The sequence below is a fragment of the Variovorax sp. GW822-FHT04E09 genome (assembly GCF_058800845.1).
This window is the reverse complement of the sequence record NZ_JBXAMR010000006.1, coordinates 372,476-388,877: the sequence shown is the minus strand read 5'-3', so window position 1 is coordinate 388,877 and position 16,402 is coordinate 372,476. Positions and strand designations below refer to the sequence as shown.

General features: G+C 69.0%; 14 protein-coding genes. 4 read left to right on the top strand and 10 right to left on the bottom strand.

The genetic code is table 11. The features are described from left to right. Position 1: 1 nt before the first annotated feature. The 3 genes from AC1RL8_RS24565 to AC1RL8_RS24555 form a co-directional block, all read right to left on the bottom strand. Positions 2-982: a TRAP transporter substrate-binding protein gene (locus AC1RL8_RS24565; RefSeq protein WP_492686991.1), complete on the bottom strand. Its 981-nt coding sequence runs from the start codon at positions 980-982 to the stop codon at positions 2-4. Positions 983-1,092: 110 nt separating this feature from the next. Further along, positions 1,093-1,353 (bottom strand): hypothetical protein, encoded by a 261-nt coding sequence (locus tag AC1RL8_RS24560; RefSeq protein ID WP_225616844.1) that lies wholly within the window; start codon positions 1,351-1,353, stop codon positions 1,093-1,095. Between the two features lie 28 nt (positions 1,354-1,381). Continuing rightward, positions 1,382-2,707 (bottom strand): PA0049 C-terminal domain-containing protein, encoded by a 1,326-nt coding sequence (locus tag AC1RL8_RS24555; RefSeq protein WP_492686992.1) that lies wholly within the window; start codon positions 2,705-2,707, stop codon positions 1,382-1,384. 643 nt (positions 2,708-3,350) lie between these two features. Between AC1RL8_RS24555 and AC1RL8_RS24550 the strand changes: the two genes are divergently transcribed. Continuing rightward, complete coding sequence (locus AC1RL8_RS24550) at positions 3,351-3,980, top strand: LysE family translocator (protein ID WP_492686993.1); 630 nt, start codon at positions 3,351-3,353, stop codon at positions 3,978-3,980. A gap of 25 nt (positions 3,981-4,005) precedes the next feature. Here AC1RL8_RS24550 and AC1RL8_RS24545 read toward each other — a convergent pair whose 3' ends face one another. From AC1RL8_RS24545 to AC1RL8_RS24530, 4 genes are read right to left on the bottom strand one after another with little or no spacing between them, the layout of a single operon-like run. Beyond that, positions 4,006-5,424, bottom strand: coding sequence for an L-serine ammonia-lyase (locus AC1RL8_RS24545; RefSeq protein WP_492686994.1), 1,419 nt, complete (start codon positions 5,422-5,424; stop codon positions 4,006-4,008). Beyond that, on the bottom strand, positions 5,421-6,401 hold the full coding sequence (locus AC1RL8_RS24540) for an ABC transporter substrate-binding protein (protein ID WP_070063193.1): 981 nt from the start codon (positions 6,399-6,401) through the stop codon (positions 5,421-5,423). The genes AC1RL8_RS24545 and AC1RL8_RS24540 overlap by 4 nt, the downstream gene beginning before the upstream one ends. A 32-nt stretch (positions 6,402-6,433) precedes the next feature. Beyond that, the gene (locus AC1RL8_RS24535) at positions 6,434-8,080 is read right to left on the bottom strand and encodes an ABC transporter permease (RefSeq protein ID WP_062477436.1); all 1,647 of its coding nucleotides are present in this window, start codon (positions 8,078-8,080) and stop codon (positions 6,434-6,436) included. Between the two features lie 15 nt (positions 8,081-8,095). Beyond that, a complete protein-coding gene (locus AC1RL8_RS24530) occupies positions 8,096-9,166 on the bottom strand; it encodes an ABC transporter ATP-binding protein (RefSeq protein WP_062477439.1) in 1,071 nt (356 codons plus the stop codon). Positions 9,167-9,364: 198 nt separating this feature from the next. Here AC1RL8_RS24530 and AC1RL8_RS24525 point away from each other — a divergent pair, with 198 nt between their 5' ends. Both AC1RL8_RS24525 and serB read left to right on the top strand, forming a co-directional pair. Next, positions 9,365-10,273: a LysR substrate-binding domain-containing protein gene (locus tag AC1RL8_RS24525; RefSeq protein WP_223301447.1), complete on the top strand. Its 909-nt coding sequence runs from the start codon at positions 9,365-9,367 to the stop codon at positions 10,271-10,273. Continuing rightward, positions 10,270-10,956 (top strand): phosphoserine phosphatase SerB, encoded by a 687-nt coding sequence (gene serB, locus AC1RL8_RS24520; RefSeq protein WP_492686995.1) that lies wholly within the window; start codon positions 10,270-10,272, stop codon positions 10,954-10,956. Before AC1RL8_RS24525 ends, serB begins: the two co-directional genes overlap by 4 nt. On the opposite strand, the gene recG is transcribed toward serB, so the two are convergent. Genes recG through AC1RL8_RS24505 form a run of 3 tightly spaced genes read right to left on the bottom strand, consistent with a single transcriptional unit; the run spans position 10,946 to position 15,230 of the window. Further along, a complete protein-coding gene (gene recG / locus AC1RL8_RS24515; protein WP_492686996.1) occupies positions 10,946-13,054 on the bottom strand; it encodes an ATP-dependent DNA helicase RecG in 2,109 nt (702 codons plus the stop codon). The genes serB and recG overlap by 11 nt on opposite strands. 11 nt (positions 13,055-13,065) lie before the next feature. Beyond that, positions 13,066-14,556 carry a TIGR01777 family oxidoreductase gene (locus AC1RL8_RS24510; protein WP_492686997.1) on the bottom strand — a complete coding sequence of 497 codons (1,491 nt, stop codon included), beginning with the start codon at positions 14,554-14,556 and terminating at the stop codon, positions 13,066-13,068. Further along, positions 14,553-15,230: a DUF4166 domain-containing protein gene (locus AC1RL8_RS24505; protein ID WP_492686998.1), complete on the bottom strand. Its 678-nt coding sequence runs from the start codon at positions 15,228-15,230 to the stop codon at positions 14,553-14,555. Before AC1RL8_RS24505 ends, AC1RL8_RS24510 begins: the two co-directional genes overlap by 4 nt. A 125-nt stretch (positions 15,231-15,355) precedes the next feature. Between AC1RL8_RS24505 and queA the strand changes: the two genes are divergently transcribed. Continuing rightward, positions 15,356-16,399, top strand: a complete 1,044-nt coding sequence (gene queA / locus AC1RL8_RS24500; protein WP_492686999.1) for a tRNA preQ1(34) S-adenosylmethionine ribosyltransferase-isomerase QueA — start codon at positions 15,356-15,358, stop codon at positions 16,397-16,399. Positions 16,400-16,402: the final 3 nt, after the last annotated feature.

Genomic DNA, 16,402 nt, shown 5'->3' with positions numbered 1-16,402 from the left:
CTTACTTCTTTTTATAGGTGTCGACGATGGCGGCGCCATCGGCACCGGCAGCCTTGAGCCAGTCGGCCTGCATGATGCCGCCGACCTGGCGCATGTCGGTGTCCAGCTTGGGCGAAGGCTTGTGCACCTTCATGCCGCGCTCGGCGAGCAGGCGCTTGTACTCGTCGTTCTTCTCCTGTGCGACCTTCCAGCCGCGCGCCTCGGCGTCGGCTGCGGCCTTGGTCACTGCCGCCTTGGTGGTCGCATCGAGTGCATCGAAGGCCTTGGCGTTCACGAGGATCGCGTTCTTCGGAATCCAGGCCTGCGTGTCGTAGAAGTTCTTGATGTGCTCGAAGGTCTTGGTGTCGTAGCCGGTGGAGCCGGAGCTCATGTAGCTCTCGATCACGCCGGTGGCCATGGCGGCGCTCAGTTCGGCCTGCTGGATCTGTACGGGCTGCGCGCCGATGAGCTCGGCGATCTTGGCGGTGGCCGGGCTGTAGGCGCGCCACTTGATGCCGCGCAGGTCGGCCACCGAGCCGATCTCCTTCTTGGTGTAGATGCCCTGCGGCGCCCAGGGCACCACGAACAGCACCTTGATGCCTTGCGCGGCAAGCAGCTTGTCCATCGCGGGCTTGGAGGCGTCGTAGAGCTTGCGGGCCTCGGGGTACGTGGTGGCCAGGAAGGGCACGCCGTCCAGCGCGTAGATCGGGTTCTCGTTGGCGTAGTTGGCCAGCAGGATCTCGCCGGCCTGAGCCTGGCCGCTTTGCACGGCGCGTTTGATTTCGGGCGCCTTGAACAGCGACGCGTTGGCGTGCACCGTGATCTTCAGCTTGCCGCCGGTGGCCGCGTCCACGTCTTTCGCGAACTGCGTGATGTTCTCGGTGTGGTAGTTGGTCGCGGGGTAGGCATTGGCCAGATCCCATTTGGTCTGGGCGTGAGCGCCGAGAGAGAAGGCCAGGCCCGCGAAGGCAGTGACGACGGCGTGCGCGTAGGGATTTCGCATGGAAACGCTCCAGGAGTGCAAAGAGGGAAAAGGGAGGAGAGGAAACGAATGAACGAGGCGAAGCCGCGGCGTGCAATCCATGCACGCCGTGGCGCCGACGGCCAAGCCGGCTATTCCTTCTTCTTGGGGGCCAGCTCGAGCGGGCTGGCCGGCAGGTCGGAGCGCCGGGGCTCGGGCTTGTCCGCGACCTTGCAGTCCTGGTCCTTGAAGGGGCCGGCCTCGCGCACCCAGTCGGGGCTGATCGGATGCTGCGCGCAGACGGCCTTGCCGCTGACCTTGTTGCGCATCAGGTAGAAGCTCTCGGTGGGTTGCGCCAGGGCCGCGCCTGACAACGCCAGGCCGACGATGCCGATGAAGAGTTGGTGTTTCATGTCCATGCCTTCTTGTGATGCAACGTTGTCAGGGTGCCGGCGCCGACAGGGTCTTCGCCATCGCGATCACCAGGTTGCGGCCCTGGGCCACGATGGAATCGCGGAAGCCCTCGAAGGTTGCATCCGTGATCTTGCCGTCGCTGCCTGCACCGAAACGCGTCATGACCGGCGTGTGGATGTGTCCGGCGGGAATGTTCAGCTTGAAGGTGTCGCGCAGCAGCGTGTTGCGGTACGCGCTCGCATTGGAGAGGTAGTTGCCGCCGCCGCCCCGGCTGGCGCAGTTGTTGTCCAGCGGGCCCAGCGCGTCTTTCTTGCACGGCTGCACGGAGTAGGTGTCGCGCCGCAGCACGTCCCAGCCACCGGGCGTGCCGGTGTCGCGGTTGATGACGCCCTCGCCGGTCTTCGCGTCGATCATGGCCTGGAACGGCAGCGTCGACACCGTGAACTGCGGCGGCGTCTCCTTGGCCCAGGGCCGCGGCAGGAAGCCGAGCCAGCGCTCCGGCGGATAGATGTCGCAGTCCAGCACCGACGGGAACCTGTCGCCGTCCATGCAGGCGGGCCAGACGTTGTCGTTGCCCGGGATGCTGGCCAGGTGGTAGCGGCCGTTGAAGTGCTCCAGATGGAAGGCACCACCGCCCTGGCTCATGGAGATGGACGCGTCCACGCGCTTGGGCCCGGGCTTGAACCACGGTCCCAGCGTGTCTTCCTGCATGCCCTGCAGGAAGGGCGGGTAGTTCACGGGCAGGATGAAGGTGCGGATGACGGCCGTGGTGCCGTCCCCCAGCGCCACGGTGTTGCCGTCCAGCGAGAGGATGGTCGCGCCCGAAGGGTTGCCGATGCGGATGTTCGGGTTGTCGTGAACGCCCGGCGTGCCCAGCGTGAAGGGATCGAAGCCGCTGACGAGGATGCGCTTGTGGCCCGCGCCCTCCGGGAAATCGATCGCGTACTGGCCGCGCGACGCGCGCTCGAATTCGTTCTCCAGTGCGGCGCGCTGTGCGTCGTCGAGCGGGAAGTCGGGCTTCCACTGGCGCAGCGCGAGCGTCATGGTCAGGCGCGCCCAGTACAGCATGCGGTCGTCGCTCTGCGGCAGGCTGCCCTCGACCTTGCGGCCCTGCACCCGGTCCACCGCGGCCTGCCACAGCTGCTGGCCCTCGGCCTTCAGCAGGGCCACGGCCGCGTCGTAGCTCGACGCGCCGGCCAGGCCGTCCTTGCACAGCTTGAGTGCGAACGCCGGCCCGAATTTGTCGAAGCCGCTGGCCTGCAGCACCTGCTGCGAGAAGCTCGCCGCATCGCTGGCGCTGAGCTTGTTGGGCAGGCGCTGCTCTTCGTACGAGGCCGCGACGCCGGTGTCCATCGCGCACCTGGCCTGGATCGCCGGCGGCGCGGGTGGTGGGGGATTCGTCGTGGGTGGCGGTGCGGGCGGCGGTGCGTTGGCAGCGGCGATCGCTGCTGCAATGGCCGCGACGGTGGCCGGGTCAGCACCGCCACCTCCGCCGCCACCTCCGCATCCCGCCAGTACCGCCGCACAGATGCCCAGCCCCAATGCATTCCGACGCCAGGAGATGCCGCCCTGCGGGACGCCCGTGGCGTCCTTCGCTTTGCAGTCGTCCCCCGCAGAGGGGCTCGGATGAAAGTCGCTTGCCATGACGAATCGCTCCCATGAATGTGATGTGCAAACCAGGAAAGCCTCGCGGCCGGTCGCCGTGAGCCTAGGCAATTGGTCAACACGACCATGCATCCAGGCCTCAACCGCTTGATCTTGGTTGAGCTTAGATTTATGTTTTGTTGAACAATTAATCGAATGATGCCCCACCATATTCGTCATGAAATTGGTGCAAACCCGCGAGATGAAGGACGCGCCCACCAACGCTGCACAGCGGCGCCTTGGTGATTCGTGGGGTGCGCGCGAGGGCAAACGAGCACCGCAGGCAGAGCGACGCGCCGCCCCGGACTGCTGAAATAATGGTCACCCCGCCACACCCACCGCCGGATGCGCCATGACCCTGTCCGCCTACCTGCTGTTCCTGCCCGCCTGCTTCGCCATCAACATGGCGTTCGGCCCCAACAACCTGCTGTCGGTCACCAACGGCGCCAAGCACGGCGTGTCGCCGGCGGTCATCGCGGCGAGCGGCCGGCTCGTGGCCTTCGCGGTCATGATCGCCATCGCGGGCCTGGGCATGGGCGCGGTGCTGGTCGCGTCGGAGCTGGCCTTCGATGTCATCAAGTACATCGGCGCCGCGTACCTCGTGTGGATCGGCGTCCGGCTGCTGCGCGCGCCGGCACCGACCGCGCAAGTGCAGGCGCACGAGGCCGCCCCGCCGTCGATGCCCGCGCTGGTGCGCCAGGAGTTCACGGTGGCGGCCGGCAACCCGAAGGCGATCCTGGTGTTCACCGCCTTCTTTCCGCAGTTCGTGGTGCCCGGTGCGTACGCCTCCAGCTACGTGCTGCTGGGCGTGACCTTCCTGGTGTTCGAGCTGGTGGCGATCGCGCTGTATGCACTGCTCGGCGCGCGCATGCGCCGGCTGGCCAACGGCAGCCGCGCGATGCGCTGGTTCAACCGCGTGAGCGGCAGCATGATGGTCGGCTTCGGGCTGATCCTCGCGTTCACGCGCCGGCCTGCAGGCTGAGAAGGTGTGACCGGCCGCGCGGCGGTCAGCACTCGACGATGTTCACGGCGAGGCCGCCGCGCGAGGTTTCCTTGTACTTGGTCTTCATGTCCGCGCCGGTCTGCATCATGGTGCGGATGACCTTGTCCAGCGACACGAAGTGCGAGCCGTCGCCGCGCAGAGCCATGCGCGCCGCATTGATGGCTTTCACCGCGCCCATCGCATTGCGCTCGATGCACGGGATCTGAACCAGCCCGCTGACCGGGTCGCAGGTCATGCCCAGGTTGTGCTCCATGCCGATCTCGGCGGCGTTCTCGACCTGGCCCGGCGTGCCGCCCATCACCGCGGCGAGCGCGCCCGCCGCCATCGAGCAGGCCACGCCGACCTCGCCCTGGCAGCCGACCTCGGCGCCTGAGAGCGAGCCGTTCTTCTTGTAGAGGATGCCGATGGCCGCCGCGGTGAGCAAAAACTCGACCACGGCTTCGTCGCCCGCGCCGGGAAAGAAGCGCTGGTGGTAGTGCAGCACCGCCGGGATCACGCCCGCCGCGCCGTTGGTGGGCGCGGTGACCACGCGCCCGCCGGCCGCGTTCTCTTCGTTCACGGCCATGGCGTACAGGTTGACCCAGTCCATCGCCGCGAGCGGGTCGGGCGCGGCCTGCGCGGTGCCGTCGCCCTGCAGCTGCCCGAACAGGTCGGCCGCGCGCCGCCGCACCTGCATGCGCCCGGGCAGGGTGCCGGTGCTCGCGCAGCCGCGCCGCACGGCGCCGGCCATGGCGTCCCACACCTGCAGCAATTCCGATCGCACCTCGGCCTGTGGCCGCCATTGCGTTTCGTTGGCCATCATCAGCGCGGCGATCGACAGGCCCTGCGCGCGGCATTGCGCCAGCAGTTCCGCGCCGGTGTCGAAGGCGAAGGGCAAGGCGGCCGGTGCCGGGCGCTGCACGCCGGCTTCGTTGCGCACGCTCTCGCCCTGCGCATCGACGACGAAGCCGCCGCCGACCGAAAAGTAATCCGCCTCGGCGAGGGCCTGGCCCTGCGCATCCAATGCGATGAAGCGCAGGCCGTTCGGGTGCCGGGGCAGGCTCTTGCGCAGGAAGAGCAGGTGCTCCTTCTCGTCGAATGCCACGGCGTGCGTGCCGAGCAGGTGCAGGCGCCGCTCGCGTCGGATGGCCGCGATGGCGGGCTCGATGGTGTCGGGATCGATGCGGTCCGGCCGGTGGCCTGCGAGCCCGAGCAGCACGGCGCGGTCGGTGCCGTGGCCGCGGCCGGTGGCGCTCAGCGAGCCGTACAGCTGCGTCACCAGCGCGGCCACCTGCGGCAGCAGGCCCCGCGCTTGCAGCAGGCAGGCGAACTGCCGCGCCGCGATCATCGGCCCGACCGTGTGCGAGCTCGAAGGGCCGATGCCGATCTTGAACAGATCGAAGGCGCTGACCGGCGTCGAAGGCGCTTTCGCCGTACTCGTCACCGCGCCTTCACCGCCAGATTCCACAGCGCCACGAGCTGCTCGTACTCCGCCGAGGCCGCTTCCTGGTCGAGCGGGAAGACCTTGATGGCGCTCAGGTCGGGCAGCGAGGTGAGCTTGGACACCGCGATGTCGCTGCGCACCGGACGGCGGAAGTTCTTCACCAGCAGCTCCTGCTGCGTCTCCTTGCTCAGCAGGCCGTTGTAGAGCGCGACGGCGGCGTCCATGTTCTTCGCGCCCTTCACGATGAACATGCCTTCGGGCGCCAGGTAACTGCCCTCGGTCGGGTAGACCAGCTTGATCTCCTTCTGACCGCCCGCCACGTACTCCTGCGCCGCGTACTCGATGGTCAGGCCCACCGGGTACTCGCCGGCGGCCACGCCCTTGTAGGTGCTGCCCGACGAGGCGGTGACGACCGCGTTGGCCGCCAGCTTGCCCAGGCCGTCGCGGCCGAACTGCTTGAGCAGGCCATACACCAGCATGTAGGCGGTGGCGCTCTTGCTCGGGTCGGTGATGGCGAACTTGCCCTTCCACTCGGGGCGCATCAGGTCCGACCAGGTCTTGGGCGCGGGCATGCCCTTGAGCTGGCGCTCGTTGACCATCATCACCATCACGTGCACGTTGGTGCCGACCCACAGGTCGTTCGGGCCGCGAAAGGCCGCGGGCACGGCCGCGAGGTCGGGCGACTTGTAGGGCGCCATCTGGTCCTTGTAGGCGCCCAGCGTGCCAAAGCCGCCGCTCCACAGCACGTCGCCGCGCGGGTTCTTGGCCTCGGCCTGGATGCGCTTCATCAGCGTGCCGGTGCCGCCCGTGACCTGCTGCACCGTGAGCCCGGGCGTCTTCTTCTTGACCACGGCCAGCGCGGTCTCGACGGTCTCGGTGTTGTTGGACGAATAGAGCACCACCGTCTGCGCACCCGCGACACCCGCCGTGAAGGCCAGGGTCGCGAACGCGCATTTCGCCAGGGACTTGAAGGACATGAAAACCTCGCAGGTTGAAGTGAATGGGTGGGTCATTTGCTGGAGAAGAGGTTGATGCGGAACACCTTGATCGCCACCACGATGGGCAGCAGGATCACGCTGACCAGCGCCGCGCCGTAGGCCGAGGCCAGGCCCAGGCGGCCGCCGTCGACCTGGCGGAAGATGGCGATCGGCATGGTCTCCAGGCCGCCCGTGTAGACCACGATGGAGGCCGACAGCTCCGAGATCGTGGTCACCCACATCAGGATGGCGGCCGAGATGATCGAGGCCTTCATGGCCGGCAGCAGCACCTTGAAGAAGGTCTTCAGCGGCGACACGCCCAGGCTGATCGAGGCCTCCTCGATGGAGTCCGAGATGTTGAACAGCGTCGACGACGCATTGCGCACCGCAAACGGCAGGCGGCGCACCGTGTAGCACAGCACCATGATCCCCGAGGTGCCCGCCAGCACCAGCCAGCCGGTGTTGAAGGTCTGCACCAGCGCAATGCCCAGCACCGTGCCCGAGATGGTCAGCGGCAGCACCACGATGTAGTCGAGCAGCTGCGTGAAGGGGTTGCGCTTCTTGATCGTCAGGTAGCTCACGAGCACCGCGAAGGCCACGCCCACCACGGTGGCCATCGAGGCGAACTTCAGCGAGTTGATGATCGGCTCGGGCGCGCCGCGCAGCGCGCGCTCCAGGCTGGACAGCGACCACTGGCCCCAGCGCATCACGGGCCCGCTGGTCTCGGTGAAGGCGCCCACGAAGACGATGAGCAGCGGCAGCATCGACAGCACGATGATCACGCCCACGCTGAGCGTGTAGAACACCGCCGCGCCCGAGCGCACGCGCACCACGGCGGGCGCGCGGCCCTGCGTCATCGTGTAGATCTTGCGTTCGACCACGCGCTTCTGGAAGAACAGCACGATGGCCACGATACCGATGGACACCACCGACATCGCGCTTTGCAGCGTGGGGCTGCCGCCCATCTCGCCGACGAAGGCGTTGTACGTCATGACCGACAGCAGCGGCACGCTGCTGCCCAGCACCACCGACAGCGCGAAGTTGCCCACCACCAGCGTGAACACCACCAGCGCATTGACCAGCACCGCGGGCAGGATCACCGGCACCAGCACGCGCAGCTTGGTCACCAGCGGCGAAGTGCCCAGGCTCAGGCCGGCTTCTTCGAGCTGGCCGTCGAAGCCGCGCAGCGCGGCCAGCACGCCCAGGTAGATGTAGGTGTAGTAGACCAGGGTCATGGAGAACACCATGCCGGTCCAGCCGTAGAAGGTCGGCAGCGTGATGCCCGCGCCCGCGAGCAGGTTGGTCACCAGCCCGTTGTTGCCCAGCAGCAGCAGCCACGACTGGCCGACGATGATCTCGGGGATCACGATGGTCATGATCGGCAGCACCGCCACCAGGTTCTTCAGCGGGAAGTCGTAGCGCGCCACCATGTAGGCGAAGGGCACGCCCACGGCCACGGTGCAGGCCGTGACCGACACGCCGAGCACCAGCGTGTTGCGGAACGCGAGCAGGTATTCGCTGTCCTGCAGCAGGGTGATGAAGCCGGACAGCGAGAACGCGCCCGACTCGTCGCGCACGCTGTTCACGAACAGCGTGCCCAGCGGGTAGAACACGAAGAACAGCAGCAGCACGAGGCTGAGCAGGGTCAGGAAACCCCAGGGCCACCAGTTGATTTTCATGGCGTGCGTGTCCGTTCAGGCAGCGACGACGCGGCTGTCGGCCGGCACCAGCACCTGCACCGCATCGCCGGCCTGGAAGTCGGCCACCATGTTGCCGGCGTGCAGCTCGACGCGGATCTCCGACTGGTCGTGCAGCCGGATGCGGTAGGCAGTCTTGAAGCCCAGGTACTGGCGGCGCAGCACCTCGCCCGCGATGGCGTTGGGCACGTGGGGCGCGGGCGCCATCAGCGACAGCGCCTCGGGGCGCGCGATGAGGATGCCCTGCGCGCCCAGCGCGGCGCCGCCCTGCTTGCCGTCGAGTTGCTGGCCGCACAGCTGGTAGCGCACGTGCGACGCGGCCCCGCCGGCGGACTCGGCCGGCACCGGGATCACGTTGGCCGAGCCGATGAAGTCCGCCACGTAGGCGTTCACCGGCGTGCCGTACAGCTCTTCGGGCGTGCCCAGCTGCGCGATGCTGCCGCGGTCCATGATGGCGATGCGGTCGGACATGGCCAGCGCCTCTTCCTGGTCGTGCGTGACGAACACGGTGGTGATGCCGGCCTCGCGCACGAGGTCCAGGATCACGTCGCGCATCTGCAGGCGCATCTTGGCGTCGAGGTTGGACAGCGGCTCGTCCATCAGCAGCACGCGCGGGCGGATCACCAGCGCACGCGCCAGCGCCACGCGCTGGCGCTGGCCGCCGCTCATCTGCGCCGGGTAGCGGTCGGCCAGTGCCAGCAGGCTCACCTTGTCCAGCGCCTCGTTGACGCGCCGGGCGATCTCGGCCTTGGGCACCTTGCGCGCGCGCAGGCCGTAGGCCACGTTATCGAAGGCCGTCTTGTCGGGGAACAGCGCGTAGTCCTGGAACACCATGCCGATGTCGCGGTGGTGGGTGGACACGCGCGTCACGTCGTCCTTGTCGAAAAGAATGCGGCCGCCGTCGGGCTCGTTGAAGCCCGCGATGCAGCGCAGCAGGGTCGTCTTGCCGCAGCCGCTGGGGCCCAGCAGGGTGTAGAAGGCGCCATCGGGCACATGCAGCGACAGGTTCTGCAGCACCGTCTGGTTGGCGAACTGCTTCACGACGTTGTCGATGGTGATGGAAGCCATGTCTCTTGTTCAGGGTGGAAGGAAGCGCGATGCTAGGTGCGCCCCCTGCACGCCACCAGCCGTATTTTTTAAGGCGGCCGGTTAGTTTTTCTGCAGGCTTCCCGGTCTACGATGCGCGCCGGCCTCCAACCCCGGGCGGCACGCAACCGAACACGAAAAGAACATGAGGAAGACAAGCCCGCTCGCCAAGGTACGCATGTGGTGACCCGACGCCTCCCCCCTTTGAAGGCGCTGCGCGCCTTCGAAGCGGCGGCGCGCCATGCCAACTTCACCGCGGCCGCCGACGAACTCAGCATCACGCACAGCGCCGTCAGCCAGCAGATCCGCCTGCTGGAGGACTACCTGGGCCAGCCGCTGTTCGCGCGCGAGGCCCGCGGCGCGACGCTGCTGCCCCATGCGCGCGACTACTTCGCCGAGGTGCAGGCCAGCCTGGACCGCATCGCCAGCGCCACGGCCGCGCTGAAGTCGCCCCACCAGCGCGCCAGCCTGCGCGTGTGCACCACGCCCTCGCTGGCGATGAAGTGGCTCATTCCGCGGCTGGCTGGCTTCCAGGCCCTGGCGCCGCAGACCGACGTGCAGCTGTCGACCCTGGGCCGGCAGTTCTTCGACCAGGCCGAGGCCGGCAGCGACGTGCTGATCCGCCGCATTCCCATGCAGCGCCCCGACCACACCTGCGTGCGCTGCCTGGACGACCACCTCGTGGCCGTGGCGTCGCCGCGCTTCATCGAGCGCCACCGCATCGCCAGCATGGCCGACTGCCTGGGCCACCCGCTGCTGCAGGCCGCCGGCGAAGTGGAGAACTGGCCGCGCTGGTTCGAGCTGGCCGGCGTGCGCGTGCCGCCCCAGCTGCCCGGCCCCGTGTTCGACCACCAGTTCCTGTGCATGCAGGCCGCCATGAACGACCTGGGGCTCGCGCTGGCGCCCTGGTGCCTGCTCGAGGAAGACATCCGCGCCGACCGGTTGCGCCTGGTGTTTCCCGAACCGCGCCTGCCGGCTTCGGGCGTCTACGCGCTGTACCGCACCGAAGGGCCGGTGGCCGCGCTGGCACGGCAGTTCGTCGACTGGCTCGGCACGCAGCACTGGAACGCGGGAAGCCCCACCCCATGACCACCACGCTCACTCTTCCTCCCCTGCGGCTGTCGGACTTCAGGCTGATCGCCTTCGACATGGACTCGACGCTGATCGACATCGAGACGGTCGACGAGATCGCCGACATCGCGGGCTGCGGCCCCGAGGTCGCGGCCATCACCGAGGCCACGATGCGCGGCGAGATCACCGACTACAAGGACAGCCTGCGCCGGCGCGTGGCCCTGCTGCGCGGCGTGCCGCTGTCGGCGCTGCAGGCCGTGTACGACCAGCGCCTGCACCTGAACCCCGGCGCCGAGACGTTGATCGACGCGTGCAAGCAAGCCGGCCTGCGCGTCGTGCTGCTGAGCGGCGGCTTCACCTTCTTCACCGACCGGCTGCGCGATCGATTGAAGCTGGACGACACGCGCTCCAACGTGCTGGAGATCGAAGACGGCCGGCTGACCGGTCGCATGCTGCCCCAGCCCTGGGGCGACATCTGCGACGGCGAGGCCAAGAAGGACAAGCTGCTCGAATGCTGCCGCGCGATGGGCATCCCGCCGGCCCGTGCCATTGCCGTGGGCGACGGCGCGAACGACCTGCCGATGATGCGCGTGGCCGGGCTGTCGGTGGCCTACCACGCCAAGCCGATGGTGCGCGGGGCGGCCATGCTGGCGATCGACGAGGGCGGGCTCGACCGGCTACTCGACCTGCTCAAGCCTTGAGGTATTCGGCCTTCGTGCCGAGCCAGCGGTCGATGTGCCGCTGCGCCAGCTCGGGGTGCTTCTGCAGCATCACCGGCGCAAGCTCACGCGCCCAGTCGAGCAGCAGCGTGTCGGTCGCGAGGTCGGCAAAACGCAGCAGCGGCGCGCCCGACTGGCGCGCGCCGAGGAACTCGCCGGGGCCGCGGATCTCCAGGTCGCGCCGCGCGATCTCGAAGCCGTCGCCGGTCTCGGCCATGGCCTTGAGCCGCGCGCGCGCCGCCTCGCCCACGCGGCCGCTGTCGCCCGGCGCATAGAGCAGCACGCAGGCCGAGGCCGCCGCGCCGCGCCCCACGCGCCCGCGCAGCTGGTGCAGCTGCGACAGGCCGAAGCGCTCGGCATGCTCGATCACCATCAGCGAGGCGTTGGGCACGTCCACGCCCACCTCGATCACCGTGGTGCTCACCAGCACCTGGATTTCGTTCGCGGTGAAAGCGGCCATCACCGCCTGCTTCTCGGCCGTGGGCATGCGCGAATGCAGCAGGCCGACCTGGATGTGGTCGCCCAGCGTGCCCGCGAGTTCGTCGCGCGTCTCGGTGGCGTTGCGCAGGTCGACCGCCTCGCTCTCCTCGATCAGCGGGCAGACCCAGTAGACCTGCCGGCCTTGCGAAATCTGCGCCTGGATGCGGTCGATGACCTCGTCGCGCCGGTGGTCGGCCACCAGCTTGGTGACGATGGGCGTGCGCCCGGGCGGCAGCTCGTCGAGCGTGGAGACGTCGAGGTCGGCGTAGTAGCTCATCGCGAGCGTGCGGGGGATGGGCGTGGCGCTCATCATCAAGAGATGGGGCTCGAGGTCGCTGCCCGCCTTGCCGCGCAGGGCCAGGCGCTGCGCGACGCCGAAGCGATGTTGCTCGTCGATGATGGCCAGCGCCAGGTTCTTGAAACGCACCTTCTCCGAGATGACCGCGTGCGTGCCGATGACCAGCGCGGCCTCGCCACTTTCGACAGCGGCCGACATCTCGTCGCGCTCCTTCTTCTTCTGGCTGCCCGTGAGCCAGGCCACGCGCAGGCCGCGCTCGGCCAGCAGCGGATCGAGCCAGCCGACCAGCTTGCCGAAGTGCTGGGCCGCGAGGATTTCGGTGGGCGCCATCAGCGCGCACTGGAAGCCCGCGTCGATGCAGCGCGCCGCGGCCAGCGCCGCGACCACGGTCTTGCCCGAGCCCACGTCGCCCTGCAGCAGGCGGTGCATCGGAATCTGGCGGTGCAGGTCGGCCGTGATCTCCTCGCCCACGCGCTGCTGCGCGCCGGTGAGGCCGAAGGGCAGCACGGCGAGCAACTGCGCATGCAGCGAACTCGCCGCCGCGTCGGTGGACGCAGGCAGCACGGGCGCGCGCTGCGCCGCGCGCTCCAGCCGCGCCTGCAGCTGCGAGAGCTGCTGCGCCAGCAGCTCCTCGGCCTTGATGCGCTGCCACGCCGGGTGGCTGTGGTCTTCGAGCGCAGCAATCGACACGTCGGGCGTCGGGTAGTGCAGAAAGCTCAGCGCGCTGCGCAGATCCCACGCGCCGCGCAGGCCGATCTGCACCGGGATCGTCTCGTCGAGCAGCGCGCGCGCCAGGCCCGAGCGCACCTCGCGCCGCAGCACCGGCTGCGCGAGCCCGGCCACGGTCGAGTACACCGGCGTGAGCGCATTGGGCAGCGCCGTGCCGGCCGCCTTGACGGTCGGGTGCATGATCTGCCGCCCCACGAAACCGCCGCGCATCTCGCCGCGCACGCGCACCTTGGCGCCCACCGCGAGCTGCTTCTGCTGCGAGGGATAGAAGTTGAAGAAGCGCAGCTGGCAGGTGTCGCTGCCGTCGTCGATGGTGGCGATGAGCTGGCGGCGCGGTCGGAACACCACCTCGCACTCGGTGACCACGCCCTCGACCTGCGCCATGTCGCCGTCGCGCGTGTCGACCAGGCGCACGATGCGGGTCTCGTCCTCGTAGCGCATCGGCAGGTAGAGCGCGAAGTCGATGTCGCGCACGAGGCCGAGCTTGCGCAGCGCGCGCTGCACGAGGCTCAGGCCGGTGCCGGGCGGTGACGCCGGCGCGGCGGGGGGAGTCGGTTCTTTCTTGGCGGGCACGGACAAGGCTTCTAGCGTGGACGGCAAAGGTCCGCCAAGGCGCTGCGGGCATCGGGGAACATGAACTGGAAGCCGCTGCGCAGCAGCTGCGCCGGCACCACGCGCTGGCCTTCGAGCAGCAGGTCGGCCTGCTCGCCGAGCAGCAGCTTCACGGGCGCGGCGGGCGTGGGCATCCAGCAGGGGCGGTGCAGCACACCGGCGGCGACGCGGGTGAAGGCCTCCTGGCTCACGGCACCGGGCGCGGTGACGTTGAAGGCCTGCGCGGTGGCCGGACCTGTGGCCGGCTCCGTCACGGTCCACACATGCGCGATGGCGCGGATCAGGTCATGCACATGCACCCACGACAGCCACTGCCGCCCGCTGCCCAGGCGCCCGCCCATGCCCAGCTGCACCGGCATCAGCAGCTGCGGCAGCGAGCCCTGGTGGCCCAGCACGAAGCCGAAGCGCAGGCAGGCCACGCGAACGCCGTCCGCCACGGCCGCGTGCGCGGCGCGCTCCCAGCGCTGGCACAGCGTCGACATGAAGATGTCCTGCGGCGGCGCGTCTTCGGTGAGTTCGGTGGCGTCGCCCTGCGGCTGCACGCCGTAGTAGCCGATGGCCGAGCCCGAGAGCAGCAGCCACGGCTTGCGCGGGCGCGTGGCGATCCAGGCGACGAGCTGCTGCGTCAGGCCTTCGCGGCTTTGCAGCAGCTGCCGCTGGCGCCGCGCGCTCCAGCGCTGGCCGAGGATGCGCGCGCCTGCGAGGTTGACGACCACGTCGATGGTGTCCGCGGCGGGAATCTGGTCGAGCGATTGCACGCAGCGCACCGCGCCGCCAAAGCCCCAGGCGGCGCCGCGCGCGTCGCGCGTCCACACCGTCACCGCATGGCCGTCGGCCAGCAGGTGGCGCACGAGGATCTGGCCGATGAAGCCGGTGCCGCCCGTCACCAGCACCTGCTGCGGCTTCGTGCCGAAGCGCACTGGGGCCTCGACGGCGCGTACCTGCGCCTGCTTCTGCTGCTTGAACAGCGCGCGCGCTGCGAAACCATCGCGCAGCCCCGAGAGGCCCACGCCCACGCCGCACAACGCCAGGAAGGCGCTGAGCCAGCCATGCGGCTGCCACACCATCGCCGTCGGTTGCGCTGCCCAGCCGACCGCGCTCATCGCCAGCAGCGCGATGAACGCGCCGGCGTTGATGGCCAGCACCGTGTGCGTCACGCGCTCGGTGGGCGGCAGCAGGCGGCTGCCGTCTTCGACCACGAAGTCCCACAGCGTGAGCACGATCTCGACGCCGAACACCGCGAGCAGCACCCACGCCCACGCACCGTGCCAGGCCCACGCCGACAGGCCGAGGAACAGCGCGCAGTAGATCGACGAACGCGTGGCGTGGATCGCCAGCTCGCGCCCCGCCGTGCCGCGGCGCGGCAGCGCCTCGGTGCCTTCGTGGTGGTAGAGCGTGTCGAAGGCGCCCAGCGCACCTTGCGCCGCCATGAGCTGCAGGGCCAGCAGGTGCGTGTCGATCATGCGGACACCGCCTGCGGCTCCGGCACTTCCTCGAACACGCCGACCTGCGTGAAGGTGGTGCCCATGAGGCAGTGGCGGATTTCGATGCGGATGTTGAAGCGCTCGGGCGTCTCGTTGTGGTGCCAGAGGAAGGTCTTGCCCGGCGTGACCAGGCCCGGCAGCGGAATGCGCCAGCCGAACACCTCCCAGAAATAGCCGTCGCTCTGGAAATGCAGGCTGCCGTTGGGCTCCACGCTCAGCACCAGCTTCATGCCCAGCCCCATGCCGACGTACTCGAGCACCTCGCCGCGCTCGCTCTCGCGCATGAAGCTGGTGAACTGGATCGGTGGGCGCCCATGCAGGCGGTAGATGCGCTGCTTGTAGATGGCCGGGTCGTCGGGCCGGGCGTAGACCTGGATCTCGACCGGGAAGTGGCTGTCGCTGTAGGGGATCAGCGCGCCCTGGATCATCGGCTGCGTGAGGTGCCCCAGCAGCTTGCCGAAGCGCGAGCAGCGCAGCTCGCTGAGCGCGCCCAGGTAGTGCAGCGCCTTGCCCGGGAGGGGGTTCTTGTCGAAGCGCCGGCGGATGTCGGGGTGCAGCCCCATCCAGGCGCCGCCCAGGATCTTCTTGAAGAGCTCGCCTTCGGAAGGAGGGGCAGGGGACGGCGTGACACGCGCGACGGAAGAATCGACCATGCGTCGATTCTGCCTCGGCAACCCCCGGCGGCGCCCGTGATTCCGGGCCATGGGACAATCGCCGCTCTCCGCCTTTTTCTCTTCCCATGCCTCCTTGGCACGGGCCCGTCCGGCCCTCAAGCACCATGCGCGCCTTCACGCTTTCCGATTTCGATTTCCATCTGCCGCCCGAGCTGGTGGCACAACACCCCGCCACCGAACGCACCGCCTCCCGTCTGCTCGACGGCACAGGCCCCGCCCCGGCCGACCGCATCTTCAAAGCGTTGCCCTCGCTGCTGCGCGCGGGCGACCTGCTGGTCTTCAACGACACGCGCGTGGTCAAGGCGCGCCTGTTCGGCGAGAAGCCGACCGGCGGCAAGCTCGAGCTGCTGGTCGAGCGCGTGCTGCAGGGCCACGAGGTGGTCGCGCACATGAAGGTCAGCAAGAAGCCGCCCGTGGGCACCACGCTGCAGATGGTGGGCGGCTTTCGCGCCACGCTGCTGGGCCGCTGGCCCGAGGAAGACGGCGCGCTGTTCCGCTTCGGCTTCGAAAGCGACGCCGGCGAAGACCCGTATGCGCTGATGCAGCGCTGCGGCCACGTGCCGCTGCCGCCCTACATCACGCACACCGACTCGGCCGACGACGAAAGCCGCTACCAGACCGTGTTCGCGCGCGTGCCCGGCGCCGTGGCCGCGCCCACGGCCGCATTGCACTTCGACGAAGGCCTGCTGGCCGAACTCGAAGCGCGCGGCGTGCAGCGCGCCAACGTCACGCTGCACGTGGGCGCCGGCACCTTCCAGCCGGTGAAGACCGAGAACATCGCCGAGCACACGATGCATGCCGAGCGCTACGAAGTGCCCGAGGCCACGCAGCGCGCCATTGCCGAATGCAAGGCACGCGGCGGGCGCGTGGTTGCCGTGGGCACGACCACCGTGCGCACGCTCGAGTCGTGGGCGAAAAGCGGCGAGGCCACGGGCGACACGCGCATCTTCATCACGCCGGGCTTCGCCTTCGCGCACGTCGACGTGCTGGTGACCAACTTCCATTTGCCCAAGAGCACGCTGATGATGCTGGTCTCGGCCTTCGCGGGCTACGAGCGCGTGATGGCGCTGTACGCCCACGCCATCGCCAACGGCTACCGCTTCTTCAGCTACGGCGATGCCATGCTGCTTGCACGCACCCAGGACTGAACG

What these genes read in the sequence shown, in the direction of transcription:
- AC1RL8_RS24565 (WP_492686991.1), bottom strand. Translation starts at nt 982, where the DNA reads ATGCGAAATCCCTACGCGCACGCCGTCGTCACTGCCTTCGCGGGCCTG.
- AC1RL8_RS24530 (WP_062477439.1), bottom strand. Translation starts at nt 9,166, where the DNA reads ATGGCTTCCATCACCATCGACAACGTCGTGAAGCAGTTCGCCAACCAG.
- AC1RL8_RS24505 (WP_492686998.1), bottom strand. Translation starts at nt 15,230, where the DNA reads ATGGTCGATTCTTCCGTCGCGCGTGTCACGCCGTCCCCTGCCCCTCCT.
- AC1RL8_RS24535 (WP_062477436.1), bottom strand. Translation starts at nt 8,080, where the DNA reads ATGAAAATCAACTGGTGGCCCTGGGGTTTCCTGACCCTGCTCAGCCTC.
- AC1RL8_RS24540 (WP_070063193.1), bottom strand. Translation starts at nt 6,401, where the DNA reads ATGTCCTTCAAGTCCCTGGCGAAATGCGCGTTCGCGACCCTGGCCTTC.
- AC1RL8_RS24555 (WP_492686992.1), bottom strand. Translation starts at nt 2,707, where the DNA reads ATGGACACCGGCGTCGCGGCCTCGTACGAAGAGCAGCGCCTGCCCAAC.
- serB (WP_492686995.1), top strand. Translation starts at nt 10,270, where the DNA reads ATGACCACCACGCTCACTCTTCCTCCCCTGCGGCTGTCGGACTTCAGG.
- AC1RL8_RS24560 (WP_225616844.1), bottom strand. Translation starts at nt 1,353, where the DNA reads ATGAAACACCAACTCTTCATCGGCATCGTCGGCCTGGCGTTGTCAGGC.
- AC1RL8_RS24510 (WP_492686997.1), bottom strand. Translation starts at nt 14,556, where the DNA reads ATGATCGACACGCACCTGCTGGCCCTGCAGCTCATGGCGGCGCAAGGT.
- AC1RL8_RS24550 (WP_492686993.1), top strand. Translation starts at nt 3,351, where the DNA reads ATGACCCTGTCCGCCTACCTGCTGTTCCTGCCCGCCTGCTTCGCCATC.
- queA (WP_492686999.1), top strand. Translation starts at nt 15,356, where the DNA reads ATGCGCGCCTTCACGCTTTCCGATTTCGATTTCCATCTGCCGCCCGAG.